Origin of the sequence: Streptomyces similanensis, assembly GCF_039543625.1 — a bacterium.
GTDB classification, from domain to species: domain Bacteria; phylum Actinomycetota; class Actinomycetes; order Streptomycetales; family Streptomycetaceae; genus Streptomyces; species Streptomyces similanensis.
Genome location: NZ_BAABKC010000039.1, coordinates 1 through 14,974 on the forward strand (window position 1 = coordinate 1; position 14,974 = coordinate 14,974).

A 14,974-nucleotide genomic window follows, 5' to 3' on the forward strand; every position below is an offset into this window, starting at 1 on the left:
GCCAGCAGCGCGCCGCGCAGCGCGCGCCGCGGGGGGCGAGCGGCGGCCCCGGCGGGCCGGGCGGGGGACCTGTCGATGTTCTGCTGCCAGATCATGCGCAGACTGTTACATCACATCAACGGAAAGTAACACAACGACACGCCGTCTCCCAGGACACCTGCGTGGCCCCCCGGGAACGGGATCCGGATGGCGGACGGCGCCCGTCCGGCCGCGCGAAACGCCGCGCCGGTCCTTCGCCCGGCCGGACAAGAGGGCGAACATTCCGCGTCATGGACACGGACGACACCGCCCCGCCCGCCCGGCTGCTCGTCGCCGGCGTCGGCAACATCTTCCTCGCCGACGACGCCTTCGGCCCCGAGGTGCTGCGCGCCCTCCAGGACCGTCCGCTGCCGCCCGAGGTCCGGGTGCGCGACTTCGGCATCCGCGGACTGGACCTCGCCTACGAACTGCTCACCGGGTACGACACCGCCGTCCTCGTCGACGCCGCCCCGCGCGGCCACCGGCCCGGCACCCTGTCGCTGATCGAGGCGGAGCCGCCGGCCGACGCCGCCTGCGCCCCGCCGGAGGCGCACGGCATGGACCCGGCCAGGGTGCTGGCCCTGGCCGCCCATCTCGGCGACGGCCCGCTGCCGCGCGTCCTCGTGCTGGCCTGCGAACCCGAGACGGTGCCGCGCGGCGACGAGGACATCATGCCGGGGCTCAGCACCCCGGTCCGTGAGGCCGTCGAGCACGCCGTCACCGCCCTGCACACCATGGTCCCGGTGCTGCTCGCCGACCCCGCGGCCACCCCGCCGTTGCGCCGCCCGGACGAATCCGCGCCGCCGCACACGGCTGCGCTGCCGCGCCTGGCGGCCGAAGCGGCCCAGGATCGGTGAGGGGCCCGGTCCCCGCGCCGCGCCCGGCGGACCGTCCCCTTCCGCACCGACCCCGAGGAGATGAGCCATGTGCCGGTCCGTCGACGTCCAGCAGGCCGTGCTCGCCAAGAACGACGGCCTGGCCGACGCCCTGCGCGAGGAGCTGACCCGACGGGGCGTCACGGTGGTCAACCTGCTGTCCAGCCCCGGCAGCGGCAAGACCGAACTGCTCGGCCGGGTGCTGGCCCGCGCCGTCGAGCGGGGCGTGCCGGTCGCCGCGCTCACCGCGGACCTGGCCACCGAGAACGACGCCCGCCGGCTGGCCCGTTCGGGCGCCCCGGTGCGGCAGGTCCTCACCGACGGCCTGTGCCACCTGGAGGCCCGTCAGGTGCGCCGCCGGCTGGAGGGCTGGCTCCCGGCCGACACCGCGGTCCTGTTCGTGGAGAACGTCGGCAACCTCGTCTGCCCGGCCTCCTACGACCTCGGAGAGCGGCTGCGGATCGTGCTGATGGCGGTCACCGAGGGCGAGGACAAGCCGCTGAAGTACCCCACCGCCTTCGGCTCCGCCCACCTCGTCGTGACCACCAAGACCGACCTCGCCGGGCCCGCCGGCTTCGACGAGGCCGCCTTCCGGGCGAACGTGCGGCGGGTCAACCCCGGGGTGGAGATCGTACGGACCTGCGCCCGCACCGGCGACGGCGTCGACACCGTCCTGGAACGGGCCCTCGCCACCCGCCACGCGCCCCCCGCGCACCGCCCGCCGCTGGCCCCCCGCCCCCACGACCACGGCCACACCCACGACACCCCGCACGACGACGCCCACACTCAGGGTCGCACCCGCACCCACGAGCACGGTCACACCCACGGCCACGAGCACGACGACGCGCGCCCCCACCCCGAGCACCCCGGCCACCCCGCGCACGACGGTGCCCCCGACCGCCCCCACCCCGCGCCGCCCGTCACCCCCGCCCCCGCCTCATGACCGCCCCGGCCACCGGCCCGGTGCGCCGCCGGCTCACCGTGCGGGGCACCGTGCAGGGCGTGGGCTTCCGGCCGTACGTGCACCGCCTCGCCGCCGACCTGGCGCTGGCCGGGTTCGTGAGCAACACCGCGAGCGGTGTGCTGATCGAGGTCGAGGGACCGGCGGACGGCGTCGCCCGGTTCTGCGACCGGCTGACCCGGCGGCCGCCGCCGCTGGCCGCCGTCACCGGCGTCGGGGCCGAGGAACTGCCCGCCACCGGCGGCACCGCCCCGTTCGCCATCCGCCCCACCGAGGGCTCCACCGGGCGCACCCACCTCCCGCCCGACACCGCCACCTGCCCCGACTGCCTGCGCGAACTGGCCGACCCCGCCGACCGCCGGCACCGGCACCCCTTCATCACCTGCACCCACTGCGGCCCCCGCTTCACCATCGCCACCGCGATGCCCTACGACCGCCCCGCCACCACCATGGCCGGCTTCCCGCTGTGCCCCGCCTGCGCCCGCGAGTACGCCGACCCCGGCGACCGGCGCTTCCACGCCCAGCCCGTCGCCTGCCCCGACTGCGGCCCCCGGCTGCGGCTGGAGCCCGCCGAGGGCAGCGGACTGCGCCCGGCCCGGGACGCCGAGGCGCTCACCGCGGCCCGGGCCCTGCTCGCCGCCGGACGCGTCGTCGCCGTCAAGGGCGTCGGCGGCTACCACCTGGCCTGCGACGCCACCGACGCGCGCGCCGTCGCCACCCTGCGCGCGCGCAAGGAACGCGGCGGCAAGGCGTTCGCGGTGATGTGCGCGGACCTGGCCACCGCCGAGCGGATCGCCGACCTGACCGAGGGCGAGCGGACCGCGCTCACCGGCCCCGCTCGCCCCATCGTGCTGCTGCGCCGCCGCACCCGCCCCGACGGCCTCCGCGTCTGCGCCGAGGTGTGCCCCGGCAGCCCCCACATCGGCGTCCTGCTGCCCTACACCCCCGTGCACACCCTGCTGTTCGGCCTGCCCGGCGACCCGCCCGGCCCCCGCGTGCTCGTCATGACCAGCGGCAACCGCTCCGGCGAGCCCATTGTCACCGACGACGCCGAGGCGCCGACCCGCCTCGCCGGCCTCGCCGACGCCTGGCTCGCCCACGACCGCCCCATCGCCGTACCGTGCGACGACTCGCTGCTGCGGGTGCGCCCCGACGGCACCGGACAGACGCTGCGCCGCTCCCGCGGCCACGTGCCGCGCCCGCTGCGCCTCCCGCTCCCGGTGCGCCCCGCCCTCGCGGTGGGCGGCGACCTGAAGAACGCGCCCTGCGTCGGCGAGGGTGAGCACGCCTGGCTCGGACCGCACATCGGCGACCTGGGCGACCTGGCCGGCCTGGAGGCGGCCGGCCGGGCCGAGCGGCACCTGCTGCGGCTGACCGCGGTCACCCCGCGTCTCGTCGCCGCCGACCGGCACCCCGGCTACCACTCGGCCCGCCTGGCCCGCCGACGGGCCGCCGAACTGACCGGCGGCGAACCGGTGTTCGTGCAGCACCACCACGCACACATCGCCTCCGCGATGGCCGAACACGGGCTCGACGGCGCCCGCCCGGTGATCGGCGTCGCCTTCGACGGCACCGGCTACGGCGACGACGGCACCGTGTGGGGCGGCGAGGTGCTGCTCGCCGACTACGCCGGCCACCGCCGCTTCGCCCACCTCGCCCCCGCACCGCTGCCCGGCGGCGACGCCGCGGTGGCCAACCCGTGCCGGGTCGCGCTCGCCCGGCTGTGGGCCGCAGGGCTCGACTGGGCGCCCGACCTGCCCAGCGTCGCCGCCTGCCCGCCCGAGGAACTGCGCCTCTTGAGACGGCAGTTGGAGCGCGGGCTCGCCTGTGTGCCGACCTCCAGCATGGGGCGCCTCTTCGACGCCGTCTCCTCCCTCGCCGGAGTCTGCCACCGCGCCGGCTACGAGGCGCAGGCCGCCCTGGAACTGGAAGCGGCGGCCACCGAGGCCCGGGACGCGGACGGAGCGGCCTACCCCTTCGGGTTCACCGACGGGGTAGGCCCGCTGCGCTGTGACCCCGCGCCCATGCTGCGCGCCCTCCTCGCCGACCGGCGGCGCGGCACACCGGCGCCCGTCCTCGCGGCCCGGTTCCACCGCGGGGTGGCGCGGGCGGTCGCGGAGATCTGCCGGCGCGCCCGCGCGGCCACCGGCCTGACCACCGTCGTCCTCAGCGGCGGCGTCTTCGCCAACGGCCTGCTGGAGGAGGAGTGCGCCGCGCTGCTCGCGGCGGACGGCCTCGCCGTGCTGCGCCACGGCGAAGTCCCGCCCAACGACGGCGGCCTGGCCCTCGGCCAACTGGTCGTGGCGGCGCACGAACGGCGCCGCGAGTGACCGCGCCGCGAGTGACCGCGCCGCCCACCTCCGGGCCGCCCCAAGCCGCCGTACGAGCCCGGCCGGACCGCGGCAGCCGGCCCGGCCGGCGGACCACCGACAGCGACGAGACGGAGTGACCCATGTGCTTGGCAGTGCCCGGCAAGGTCGTGTCGATCGACCACCGCGCCGACCCGCTCACCGGACTGATCGACTTCGGCGGAGTGCGAAAACAGGCGTGCCTGGAGTACCTGCCCGACCTGCGGGTGGGCGAGTACGTCATCGTCCACGTCGGCTTCGCCCTGCAACGCCTGGACGAGGAGTCGGCCCGCGCGTCCCTGGAGCTGTTCGAGCAACTGGGACTGCTGGAGGAGGAGTTCGGCGACCCCTGGGCGCAGGCGGCGCAGCAGGCCGAAGGCACGCAGCCGCCGGCGGCGGGCGCCGTCGCGGCCGAGGAGAGCGGGAGTGAGGCCCGGTGAAGTACATCGACGAGTTCAACGACCCCGAGCTGGCCCGGCGGTTGCTGGACGAGATCCGCGCGACGGCCACCCGGCCGTGGGCGCTCATGGAGGTCTGCGGCGGCCAGACCCACTCCATCATCCGGCACGGCATCGACCAACTCCTGCCTGAACAGGTCGAGTTGATCCACGGTCCCGGCTGTCCGGTGTGCGTGACGCCGCTGGAGATGATCGACAAGGCCCTGGAGATCGCCGCGCGCCCCGACGTGATCTTCTGCTCCTTCGGGGACATGCTGCGGGTGCCGGGCACCGACCGGGACCTGTTTCGGGTCAAGGGCGAGGGCGGCGACGTACGGGTGGTGTACTCGCCGCTCGACGCCCTCCAGCTGGCCCGCCGGCACCCCGACCGGCAGGTGGTGTTCTTCGCCATCGGCTTCGAGACCACCGCGCCCGCCAACGCCATGGCCGTCCACCAGGCCCGCCGCCTGGGCCTGGACAACTTCAGCCTGCTCGTCTCCCACGTACGGGTCCCCCCGGCCGTCGAGGCCGTCATGACCGCCCCCGCCTGCCGGGTGCAGGCGTTCCTGGCCGCCGGACACGTGTGCAGCGTCATGGGCACCGCCGAGTACCCGCGGCTCGCCGAACGCCACCGTGTCCCCATCGTGGTCACCGGCTTCGAGCCGCTGGACATCCTGGAGGGCATCCGCCGCGCCGTCCACCAGCTCGAACGCGGCGAGCACCGGGTGGAGAACGCCTACCCGCGCGCGGTGCGCGAGAGCGGCAACCCGGCCGCGCTGCGCATGCTGGAGGAGGTCTTCGAGGTCACCGACCGCGCCTGGCGCGGCATCGGACGCATCCCGGCCAGCGGCTGGCGGCTCTCGGACGCCTACCGCGTTCACGACGCCGAGCACCGTTTCGACGTCTCCGGCATCCGCACCGAGGAACCTGCGGTGTGCCGCGCCGGCGAGGTGCTCCAGGGCCTGGTCAAACCCACCGAGTGCGCCGCCTTCGGCACGACGTGCACCCCGCGCACCCCGCTCGGCGCCACCATGGTCTCCAGCGAGGGCGCCTGCGCCGCCTACTACCTGTACCGCCGGATGGGCGCACCGGCCGCCGTCCAGGGCGCCCCCGTCCCGGTGCGCACGCCCCAGGGCTCGCGCAGCCCGCAGGAGGAGATGAACCCCGTTGGCTGAACTGGCTCCCGCGGCGGCCGAGGCCCCCGTCGACCCCGTGAACTGGACCTGCCCCGTCCCGCTGCGCGACCAGCCGGTCGTGGTCATGGGCCACGGCGGCGGCGGCACCCTGTCCGCCGAACTGATCCAGGACATCTTCGCCCCCGCCTACGGCAACCCCGTCCTGGCCGCCATGGGCGACTCCGCCGTCCTCCACCTGGGCGGCGCCCGACTGGCCTTCTCCACCGACTCCTACGTCGTACGGCCGCTGTTCTTCCCCGGCGGCAGCCTCGGCGACCTGGCGGTCAACGGCACCGTCAACGACCTGGCGATGAGCGGCGCCCGGCCCGCCTACCTCTCCGCCGCCTTCGTGCTGGAGGAGGGCGTGGAACTGGCCGTGGTCGACCGGATCGCCCGGGCCATGGGCGCGGCGGCCGAGGCGGCCGGCGTCACCGTGGCCACCGGCGACACCAAGGTGGTGGAGGCCGGCCACGGCGACGGCGTCTACGTCACCACCGCCGGCGTGGGCCTGGTCCCCGAAGGGGTGGACATCCGCCCGCAGCGGGCCAGGCCCGGCGACGCCGTCATCGTCAGCGGCCCCATCGGACTGCACGGCGTGGCCGTCATGAGCGTCCGCGAGGGCCTGGAGTTCGGGGTCGAGATCGCCAGCGACACCGCGCCCCTGGCGGACCTGGTGGCGACCATGCTGGCCGTCACCCCGGACGTGCACGTCCTGCGCGACCCCACCCGCGGCGGACTCGCCGCCTCCCTCAACGAGATCGCCCGCGCCTCCGGCACCGGAGTGCGGCTGGCCGAGCGCGCGATCCCCGTCCCGGAGGCCGTCGCCAACGCCTGCGGCTTCCTCGGCCTCGACCCGCTCTACGTGGCCAACGAGGGCCGGCTCGTCGCGTTCGTGCCGCCCGCCGACGCCGAAGCCGTCCTCGACGCCCTGCACGCCCACCCGCAGGGCGTCGGCGCCGCGCTGATCGGCGAGTGCGTCGCCGAGCATCCCGGCATGGTCGTCGTCGCCACCGGACTCGGCGGCACCCGCGTGGTGGACCTGCCGCTGGGCGAACAACTCCCGCGCATCTGCTGATCCGTTCCCCACCAGAAGCAGCGGCCCCGCCGGCGCCTCGGACGCCGACGGGGCCGCTTCACACGTGACGCCGTGTCACTCGACGGACGCGGTATCCGATTCGATCCGGATGATCTGCAACTCCCGCCCGCTGCGCAGATCCTGTGAGGGGCGGTCGCAGCGCGGGCACCAGAAGAAGGGCGGCATGCCCACCGCGAACTCGGCCGCGCACGGATCGCAGTACGCCCGCGCCGCCACCTGTTCCACCACGAGCCGGGCGCCCGCCAGCGCGGTGCCCTCCCGGGCCGCCTCGAAGGCGAAGTCCAGCGCGTCGGGCACCACTCCGGACAGCTCGCCCACCCGCACCGTCACCGCCGAGACGCTCTCCGTCCCGTCCGCCAGGGCGAGTTCCCCGGCCCGCTCCACGATCGCGGTCGCGATCGACAACTCGTGCACGTCACCTCCCTGGTGCTCGGCGCCACCCGCTCCACGCCGCCTGCCGGACCGGCGCCCGCTCCCGCCGTCCGCGACGTCCGCTCACGACCGCTCGGTCAGCTGCTCGAAGAACTCCGCGACGGCGGGCCACACCCGGCCGCCGCCCGACAGACCGCGCCACTCCCGGCGCACGACGGCCACCATCCGGAAGCAGTCGTCGACGGGGACGATCCAGTGATGGTCGAGCCCGTGCACGGTGTTCACGAGCAGCGCCTCCACATCCGGTTCCATCGACGCGAGTTCGGGGCTTCGCTCACCGGCCCGCCGCCAGGCCGCCGCGTCCACCTCCCACCGCATGGACCCGGCGGGGCTCGGCCCCTCGGCGGTGACCGTGCCGTCGGCGTGCGGCACGAAGAACACCAGGCCGACCGGCACCCCCAGGGCCTGGGTGTCCACCCGGTCCAGCCGAAGCCGCCGCCGGGGGACGGGCCGGAAGCGGCCGCCGGCCGTCCCGTCCCCGGCGAACAGCAGCGAACAGGGACGACAGGCGCACCGCACCTCCGCCCGCTCCACGTCGTACAGATGGGGGTGTTCCCCGGCCACCGGGGCGGCGCACAGCTCGCACACCTCCGTGGCCGCTGCCGCCGTACGGTCGGCCGAGGACCGGATCAGCCGGGCCAGCGCCCCGCCCTCGGTCACCGCGTCTCCCGCGTCCGGGCCGCGCCGCCATCCCGGACCGTCAGCGTGCCCAGCGGTACGAACGCCGGCGCCGACCGCCGCTCCTCCGGCACCGGCTCCACCGCCGTCAGCTCCGGAGCCGCGGCGAGGACCGCCTCACGCGCCGCCTCGGCGACGTCCGCCGTGCCGCCGCCGCTGCCGCACCCCGAGCCGCACCCGCCGCCCGTGCTCAGGCGCACCCGGGCCACCTGCCCGTCCAGACCGGCCCATTCCACATCGCCGCCGCGTTCGCGCACGGCCGGCCGCAGCCGCTCCACCGCCCGGGCGGCCCGGCGCTCCGGGGGCTCGGGATGGACCCCGTGCAGCACCAGCAGGTGCCCCACCAGGTCGTCCTCGGCTAGCTGTTCGGCGAACGGCCCGTCCGCGCGCTCCACCACCCGGGTCAGCGCCTCGCCGTAGACCTCGGTGAGCAGCCCCACCGCCTCCAGCGCGGAGCGCACGGTGGGACCGGGCGCGGACTCCAGTCCCGCGAGCAACTCGTCGATCCTGGCGAGCCGCGCCTCGACCTCCGGGTCCCCGAGCCGGCCGCCGGGGGAGTCGTGCTCCGGCTCGCTCACGGCTGGCTCCCGTAGGTGGGGGTGTGGGTGGTGGTGAGGGTTTTGCCGTTGCCGAGGTACATGTGGACGCCGCAGGGGAGGCAGGGGTCGAAGCTGCGGACGGTGCGCATGATGTCGACGCCTTTGAAGGTGTCGGGTCCGTTCTCCTCGAAGATGGGTTGTCCCTGGACGGCGTCTTCGTAGGGTCCGGGGGTGCCGTAGTGGTCGCGGGGGCTGGCGTTCCAGGGGGTGGGTGGGTAGGGGTGGTAGTTGGCGATCTTCTTGTCCTTGATGACGAGGTGGTGGGAGAGGACACCGCGGACGGCTTCGTGGAAGCCGCAGCCGATGGCTTCGTCGGGGACTTCGAAGTTGGTGAAGACCTGGGTGTGGCCGGCGCGGACGAGGGTGGTGGCCTCTTCGAGGAATTGCAGGGCCATGGCGGCGGCGTAGGCGATGAAGTAGGGGCGGGCGCGGTCGCGTTCGATGGTGTTGGACCACTTGGGGATGTGCCATTCCAGCGTCGTTTCCGGCAGTGACTCGCCTTTGGGGAGGGTGATTTTGACGCTGTGGCCGGTGGTCTTGATGTAGGGGGTGTCGACGATGTTGGACAGGGCGGTGGACCAGAGGCGGGCGAGGGGGCCGCCGCCGGTGTCGAGGGCGAGGTGGTCGCCGGTTTCGTTGTCGTACCAGCGGGGGCTCATGACCCAGGAGTAGTTGCCGTCGAAGTCGCGTTTCTGTGGGTGGGGGAGGGTGGTCTGGTTCCAAGGGTGGCGGATGTCGACGGGGTTGCCGAGGGGGTCGTGGGTGACGAAGGGCTCTTCGTTGGTCCAGTCCTGGTAGTAGGAGGAGCCGAGGAGGATTCTGAGGCCGAGGTTGATGTCGATGAGGTTGTTGGTGCGCAGGCGGCCGTCGATGATGATGCCCGGGGTGACGTACATGGCTTTGCCCCAGGTGTTCATGGTGTCGTAGCGGTAGTCGACGACGTCGGGGTTCTGCCAGGCGCCCCAGCAGGCGAGGAGCGTGCGGCGCAGGCCGACTTGTTCGTAGCCGGGGAGGGCTTCGTAGAAGAAGTCGAAGACGTCGTCGTTCATGGCGACGGCTTGTTTGACGAAGTCGATGACGTGCATGAGGCGGGTCAGGTAGTCGGTGAAGAGGGAGGGGGAGGGCATCGTGCCGACGCCGCCGGGGTAGAGGGTGGAGGGGTGGACGTGCCGGCCTTCCATGAGGCAGAACATCTCCCGGGTGACGCGGGAGACTTTCAACGCCTGCTTGTAGACCTCGCCTTCGAAGGGGTTGAAGGCGCGCATGATGTCGGCGATCGTGCGGTAGCCGTGGATGTCGGCGTGGGGTGCGGGCGTGTTCTCGGCGCGGGCGAGGACGCTGGGGTTGGTGGCTTTGACCATGGCTTCGCAGAAGTCGACGAAGACGAGGTTGTCCTGGAAGATGGTGTGGTCGAACATGTATTCGGCGGCTTCGCCGAGGTTGGTGATGTGTTCGGCCAGGGGTGGGGGTTTGACGCCGTAGGCCATTTGCTGGGCGTAGTTGGAGCAGGTGGTGTGGTTGTCGCCGCAGATGCCGCAGATGCGGGAGGTGATGAAGCCGGCGTCGCGGGGGTCTTTGCCTTTCATGAAGACGGAGTAGCCGCGGAAGAGGGAGGAGGTGGAGCGGCATTCGACGACTTCCTGGTTGGCGAAGTCGATTTTGGTGTAGATGCCCAGATTGCCGATGATCCGGGTGATCGGATCCCAGGACATGTCCACGATCTGTGCGGGCTTGCGTCCCGCCGCACGCGCCTCGGTCGCCGTCATCTCGGTTCTCGCCCCTTGCTGTGGGTGTGTCATGGATGGGTGGTCGTGCGCGGTGCTCGCCGTCTCCGGGGAGCGGGTGTCTACGCCTCGCGAGCCTCGGGCGCCTCGGGCGCCTCGGGTGGCTCGTGCGCTCCGAGCGGTTCGGGTGTGTCCGACGCCTCGGGTGTGCCCGGTGCCTCAGGTGTGTCGAGCGGTTCGAGTTCGTCGGGGCGGAAGTAGTGGAAGCGGCCGTACCAGGTGTGCAGTTCGGCCGCCGGGTCGTCTTCCAGGGTGACGGCCAGGTGGGTGCTGCCGTCCACGTCGTGGAAGACGGCGGCGACCCGCGCGGTGCGTCCGGCCAGGAACATGTCCTGGGCGTCGGCGCCCCGGCCTCGGGGGCGCAGCACGACCCGGTTGCCGCCGCCCACCCGCACACCGTCCACGAGCACCGTGTCGGTGGTCGGGGACAGCCCGTCGTCGCCGCCCTCCTGCCACCAGGCGGGCCGCTCGGCGTCGAAGTCCCAGGGGTCGGCGGGCCCTGCCGGGTCCACGGCGGCCCCCTGGTCGGCGGGGTCCGCCGGGGTCAGTGAGCGGATCGCGCCGTGCAGCCGGGCGAACACCTCCGGGGGCATGCTGTCGACGCGGTCGATGATCTCGGCGGCGCGCGGGTCGGTGGCGCGGGCCTCGGCCTTCTCCTCGTCGGTCAGCAGCAGCGTGCGCAGCGTCAGGATCTCGTCGATCTCGCCCGCGTCGTGCAGGTCGCCGGGGCTCTCCGGGGCGATCTGCGGATGGTCGGGCAGGATGATCGGCGCGGACAGGAGCAGCGGCCCCGTACTGCCGTCGGCCACCGTGCCGTCCGGCACCGTGCCGTCCGTAACCGTGCGGCCTGACGCCATGCGGTCCGTAACGCGGCCCGCCGCCGTGCCGGCCGCCGCCGTGCCGCCCGGCGCCGGCGCACCGCCGAGCACCGGAAACGTGAACGCGTTGCGGCACTCGGCCGCCTGCCGCGCCGCCCACGAGGGCGGGTTGATCAGCGACACGAACTCCACGCCCGCGCCGCCGACCAGGGTGTGCGTGGCGATCAGCGACCGCCGCAGCGCCTCCTCACGCGGCGCGCCGGGGTCCGTCGACCGTGCCGCGTTCTCGGTGCGCACCCGGAGCCGGACCAGGTCGTCCGCCAGCCGCTCGGCGGTGAGCGTCGTGCTCGCCCGGATCTCCTCGCGCCGCCGTACCACCCGGCCGGCGCCCGAGGGCAGCGGCTCGGTCACCTCGCCGCCCGGCGCTCCGACCGAGGAGGTGTGCTCCCGTCCGTCGAGCAGGTCGGCCAGGGCGACGACGAGGTCGCTCGCGCACGGCACCGCCTCGTCGAAGGTCAGCCACGTCGTCCCGTCGTCCGCCCGCAGCGACCCGACCGGGCGGTGGCCGCCGTCCGGCCCGGCCGCCTCCACCTGCTTGTGCTGGGTCTGGAGGTACCGCACCCGCACCCGTACGACGGCGTCCGGCCGCCGCACGCGCACCAGGCACTCGGTCCGCTGGTACCAGGAGTCGGCGGAACCGGACAGCCCGGCCGTGACCGGACCGTCCCGCTCTGCCCAGTCGCGTGGCAGCAGGACGCCGAACTGCCACCGCACCCGGTTCTTGGGCGACGAGCGGCGGTAGGGATACAGCAGGTAGCCCTCGTAGAGGACCGCGTCGGCGATCGCGCCCAGCTGCTCGAATCCCGCCGGGCCGACGGCGCCGCCGTCCGGACCGGAGCCGGCCGGGAGGGCGCTGTCCCCAGCGGCAGCGGTGGCGGCGCCGTCGGCGTCGGCGGCGCCGTTCTCGGTCACGGCCTCGGGCATCCGGTCTCCTCGGGTTGGCGTGTGCGCCATCCCTTCCCCCCGCCGCCGCACCGCTCACGCGCCCCGCCCCCTTGGGCCAGCGGGTTCGACCGGGCGGCGCAACGGCACACCCGGGACGGACGCCGGAGCACACGCGTGCGCCCCGGCCGCGCGAAGTCCGCTCAGTCGCCGGGAACGAGCGACGCGCGGTCCGACGCCGGCCACACGTACGGCAGGTCGTCGGGCACCCCCGGGAACAGCGGCGTGTACCGCTCCGGGTCCTTGCGCACCAGCGCCGACCGGTGGCTCAGGTGCAGGGCCTCGTCGCCGAGCCAGGGCGGCAGCTCTCCCGCGTCCGCCAGCTCCCGCTGGCCGCGCACCTCGGTGCCGGGGCGGGCGGCGGCGAGGTCGGCGACGAGGGTGGCCGCGCAGCTGTCCTGGTGGCCGTGCTCCCGCCAGACCCGGCACACGTCGAGGCCGTAGCGCACCAGCGCCTCCTCGTAGCCCGCCCACATCCGCACCGCCGGATGCCGGCGCCATCCGTAGCCGGGAACGGTCAGCCCGCGCAGCACCTGGAGCGCCTCCACCCGCTGCTTGCCCAGCCGGCGGCGGTCGAGGGCCAGCGCGGATTCGGTGAAGCCGGGATACGGCAGGAAGGTCTGCATGGGTCCGCCCGCGACGCGTCATGGAGGGGAGTGGGAGTGGGAGGGGGTGGCAGGGAGCGGGGGAGCCGCCGGCTACTCCTGCCGACCGTCCCCGCCCCCGTCCCCGTCGCCCTTGCCCCCCGACCCCGGCTCGGCCATCTTCCGGTGCGCCGCGGCCTTGGCGGAGTCCGGCAGCACCTTGTTCGCCGCCCCCTGCGCCTTCGTCTTCAGCGAGCCGGTGACCAGCTTCTTCCGGCCCTTCACCACCGCCTCGTACGCCTGCTCGGCGACCTGCGCCGGATCGTCCTTGGGGCCCGCCCCGATCCTGGTGTCGCCCATGTCGGCCCGCCGGAAGAAGTCCGTGTCGGTCGGCCCCGGCAGGAACGCGGTGACGCTCACCCCGGTGTCCTTCACCTCGTCCGCGAGGGCCTGCGCGAAGGACTGCACGAACGACTTCGAGGCGTTGTAGACCGACTGGAAGGGGCCCGGCATGGTGGCGGCGATGGAGGACGTGAACACCACGCTGCCCTCGCCGCGCTCCACCATGTCCCGCAGCAGCGGCTTGGCGAGGCGGACCGTGGAGGTCACGTTCAGGTCGATCACGGAGAGGTCGTCGGCCAGGTCGGTGTCGACGAAGGCGCCGCCGATCCCCACCCCCGCGTTCAGCGCGGCCACGTCCACCTTCGAACCCGTCGTGGCGGCCACCAGGTGGTCCACGCCCGCCGGGTCCCGCAGGTCCGCGCGCACCGCCCGCACCTCGGCGCCGGTCTCCCGCAACCGCTGCGCGGCGTGGTCGAGACGGTCGTCCTCGGCGTTGAGGAGGAGGTCGTAGCCGTGCTCCGCGAACTGCCTGGCCAGCTCGTACCCGATGCCGCTGGAGGCCCCGGTCACCAGGGCGAGCGGCCTGCTGTCGTCGTTGGCGTCCATGGGGACGGAGTAACCGGCTGTGCCGTCCCCAACCACCCGGCCCGGCCGGGCGCCCGGCCCGCCTCACGCATGGAACGCCCTGGCCAGGGCACCTGGAACCGGTGGCGACCGGTGCGAGCGGCGCCACGGCCGACAGTGTGGGAGAGCGCATGGACGTGCTGGCCCGACTGGATGCCTACCAGCGGCGGCACCGCTGGGCGGGGCTGCCGCTGGCCGTCGTCTACAAGTTCTTCGACGACCAGGCCGCCTACCTGGCCGCGCTGCTGACGTACTACGGGTTTCTGGCGCTGTTCCCGATGCTGCTGTTCCTGGTCGCGGTCCTCAGCGCCGTCCTCAGCAGCAACCCGCAGCTCCAGCAGGCGGTGCTCAACTCCGCCCTGAGCGAGTTCCCGGTGATCGGCGACCAGATCGGCCACAACATCCACTCCTTCCACGGCAACACGGTCGCCGTCACGGTGGGTGTGCTCGGCAGCGCCTACGGCGCCCTGAACGTGGCGCAGGCCGCCCAGCACGCCCTCAACAAGATCTTCGCGGTGCCCCGGCACGCCCGCCCCGACCCGTTCCGCTCCCGGCTCAAAGGGCTGAAGTTCCTCACGCTGCTCGCGGCCGGACTGCTCGTGACCACGGGTCTGTCCACCGCCGCCGAGTGGGCGTCCGGGGTGTTCGGCGCCCGGCTCCAGACAGGGGTGCGGATCGCCGCCGAGCTGCTGTCCGTCCTGCTGAACGCCGCCCTGCTGGTCGGCAGCTACCGCGTGCTGACCCGCCGCCGGCTGCCGCTGCGCCTGATGTACGGTCCGGCGCTGGGCGCCGCGTGCGCCTGGCAGGGACTGCTGTGGGGCGGCACGTACTACGTCGACCACGTCCTGCAGGGCGCCACCGCGACGTACGGCCTGTTCGGCATCGTCCTCGGCCTGCTGGCGTGGATCTACCTGGGGGCGCTGGTGTACGTGTTCACGGCGGAGATCAGCGCGGTGCGGTGCATGCGGCTGTGGCCCCGCAGTCTGCTGACCCCGTTCACCGACCGCGTCCACCTCACCCCCGGCGACCAGCGGGCCTACCGGTCCTACGCCGCCACGGAGGCGTTCAAGGGCTTCCAGAAGGTCAGCGTCCACTTCGACCCGCCCCCGCACGCGGACCCCGGCGGCGGACCGGACCCCGCCGCCGACGACGGGCAGGACCCCGCCGGCCCCGGCTGCCCTCCCTGACACCCCCACCCGAA

General features: G+C 74.1%; 14 protein-coding genes. 7 read left to right on the forward strand and 7 right to left on the reverse strand.

Features of this window, described 5'->3' with window-relative positions:
* The first annotated feature begins 269 nt into the window (after nucleotides 1-269).
* From ABEB07_RS12895 to hypE, 6 genes are all read left to right on the forward strand, one after another.
* Complete coding sequence (locus tag ABEB07_RS12895) at nucleotides 270-875, forward strand: hydrogenase maturation protease (protein ID WP_345668460.1); 606 nt, start codon at nucleotides 270-272, stop codon at nucleotides 873-875.
* A 67-nt stretch (nucleotides 876-942) separates the two neighbouring features.
* Nucleotides 943-1,836, forward strand: a complete 894-nt coding sequence (gene hypB, locus ABEB07_RS12900; protein WP_345668461.1) for a hydrogenase nickel incorporation protein HypB — start codon at nucleotides 943-945, stop codon at nucleotides 1,834-1,836.
* Nucleotides 1,833-4,184: a carbamoyltransferase HypF gene (hypF, locus tag ABEB07_RS12905; RefSeq protein WP_345668462.1), complete on the forward strand. Its 2,352-nt coding sequence runs from the start codon at nucleotides 1,833-1,835 to the stop codon at nucleotides 4,182-4,184. Before hypB ends, hypF begins: the two co-directional genes overlap by 4 nt.
* A 122-nt stretch (nucleotides 4,185-4,306) precedes the next feature.
* Nucleotides 4,307-4,642, forward strand: a complete 336-nt coding sequence (locus ABEB07_RS12910) for a HypC/HybG/HupF family hydrogenase formation chaperone (RefSeq protein ID WP_345668463.1) — start codon at nucleotides 4,307-4,309, stop codon at nucleotides 4,640-4,642.
* On the forward strand, nucleotides 4,639-5,814 hold the full coding sequence (hypD, locus tag ABEB07_RS12915) for a hydrogenase formation protein HypD (RefSeq protein WP_176151564.1): 1,176 nt from the start codon (nucleotides 4,639-4,641) through the stop codon (nucleotides 5,812-5,814). Before ABEB07_RS12910 ends, hypD begins: the two co-directional genes overlap by 4 nt.
* A complete protein-coding gene (hypE, locus tag ABEB07_RS12920; RefSeq protein ID WP_345668464.1) occupies nucleotides 5,807-6,889 on the forward strand; it encodes a hydrogenase expression/formation protein HypE in 1,083 nt (360 codons plus the stop codon). The genes hypD and hypE overlap by 8 nt, the downstream gene beginning before the upstream one ends.
* A gap of 75 nt (nucleotides 6,890-6,964) precedes the next feature.
* Here hypE and hypA read toward each other — a convergent pair whose 3' ends face one another.
* The 7 genes from hypA to ABEB07_RS12955 form a co-directional block, all read right to left on the reverse strand.
* A complete protein-coding gene (hypA, locus tag ABEB07_RS12925; RefSeq protein ID WP_345668465.1) occupies nucleotides 6,965-7,324 on the reverse strand; it encodes a hydrogenase maturation nickel metallochaperone HypA in 360 nt (119 codons plus the stop codon).
* A gap of 81 nt (nucleotides 7,325-7,405) precedes the next feature.
* Nucleotides 7,406-8,002 carry a DUF5947 family protein gene (locus ABEB07_RS12930; RefSeq protein ID WP_345668466.1) on the reverse strand — a complete coding sequence of 199 codons (597 nt, stop codon included), beginning with the start codon at nucleotides 8,000-8,002 and terminating at the stop codon, nucleotides 7,406-7,408.
* The gene (locus ABEB07_RS12935; RefSeq protein WP_345668467.1) at nucleotides 7,999-8,598 is read right to left on the reverse strand and encodes a NifU family protein; all 600 of its coding nucleotides are present in this window, start codon (nucleotides 8,596-8,598) and stop codon (nucleotides 7,999-8,001) included. The genes ABEB07_RS12930 and ABEB07_RS12935 overlap by 4 nt, the downstream gene beginning before the upstream one ends.
* On the reverse strand, nucleotides 8,595-10,385 hold the full coding sequence (locus ABEB07_RS12940; RefSeq protein WP_345668468.1) for a nickel-dependent hydrogenase large subunit: 1,791 nt from the start codon (nucleotides 10,383-10,385) through the stop codon (nucleotides 8,595-8,597). Before ABEB07_RS12940 ends, ABEB07_RS12935 begins: the two co-directional genes overlap by 4 nt.
* 80 nt (nucleotides 10,386-10,465) lie before the next feature.
* The gene (locus ABEB07_RS12945) at nucleotides 10,466-12,205 is read right to left on the reverse strand and encodes a hypothetical protein (RefSeq protein WP_345668469.1); all 1,740 of its coding nucleotides are present in this window, start codon (nucleotides 12,203-12,205) and stop codon (nucleotides 10,466-10,468) included.
* Nucleotides 12,206-12,366: 161 nt separating this feature from the next.
* Nucleotides 12,367-12,849: an MSMEG_6728 family protein gene (locus tag ABEB07_RS12950; RefSeq protein ID WP_164589057.1), complete on the reverse strand. Its 483-nt coding sequence runs from the start codon at nucleotides 12,847-12,849 to the stop codon at nucleotides 12,367-12,369.
* A gap of 72 nt (nucleotides 12,850-12,921) precedes the next feature.
* Nucleotides 12,922-13,755, reverse strand: coding sequence for an SDR family NAD(P)-dependent oxidoreductase (locus tag ABEB07_RS12955; RefSeq protein ID WP_345668470.1), 834 nt, complete (start codon nucleotides 13,753-13,755; stop codon nucleotides 12,922-12,924).
* Between the two features lie 149 nt (nucleotides 13,756-13,904).
* Between ABEB07_RS12955 and ABEB07_RS12960 the strand changes: the two genes are divergently transcribed.
* On the forward strand, nucleotides 13,905-14,960 hold the full coding sequence (locus ABEB07_RS12960; RefSeq protein ID WP_176151571.1) for a YihY/virulence factor BrkB family protein: 1,056 nt from the start codon (nucleotides 13,905-13,907) through the stop codon (nucleotides 14,958-14,960).
* Nucleotides 14,961-14,974: the final 14 nt, after the last annotated feature.

What these genes read in the sequence shown, in the direction of transcription:
- ABEB07_RS12895 (WP_345668460.1), top strand. Translation starts at nt 270, where the DNA reads ATGGACACGGACGACACCGCCCCGCCCGCCCGGCTGCTCGTCGCCGGC.
- hypB (WP_345668461.1), top strand. Translation starts at nt 943, where the DNA reads ATGTGCCGGTCCGTCGACGTCCAGCAGGCCGTGCTCGCCAAGAACGAC.
- hypF (WP_345668462.1), top strand. Translation starts at nt 1,833, where the DNA reads ATGACCGCCCCGGCCACCGGCCCGGTGCGCCGCCGGCTCACCGTGCGG.
- ABEB07_RS12910 (WP_345668463.1), top strand. Translation starts at nt 4,307, where the DNA reads ATGTGCTTGGCAGTGCCCGGCAAGGTCGTGTCGATCGACCACCGCGCC.
- ABEB07_RS12940 (WP_345668468.1), bottom strand. Translation starts at nt 10,385, where the DNA reads ATGACGGCGACCGAGGCGCGTGCGGCGGGACGCAAGCCCGCACAGATC.
- ABEB07_RS12945 (WP_345668469.1), bottom strand. Translation starts at nt 12,205, where the DNA reads ATGCCCGAGGCCGTGACCGAGAACGGCGCCGCCGACGCCGACGGCGCC.
- ABEB07_RS12950 (WP_164589057.1), bottom strand. Translation starts at nt 12,849, where the DNA reads ATGCAGACCTTCCTGCCGTATCCCGGCTTCACCGAATCCGCGCTGGCC.
- ABEB07_RS12955 (WP_345668470.1), bottom strand. Translation starts at nt 13,755, where the DNA reads ATGGACGCCAACGACGACAGCAGGCCGCTCGCCCTGGTGACCGGGGCC.
- ABEB07_RS12960 (WP_176151571.1), top strand. Translation starts at nt 13,905, where the DNA reads ATGGACGTGCTGGCCCGACTGGATGCCTACCAGCGGCGGCACCGCTGG.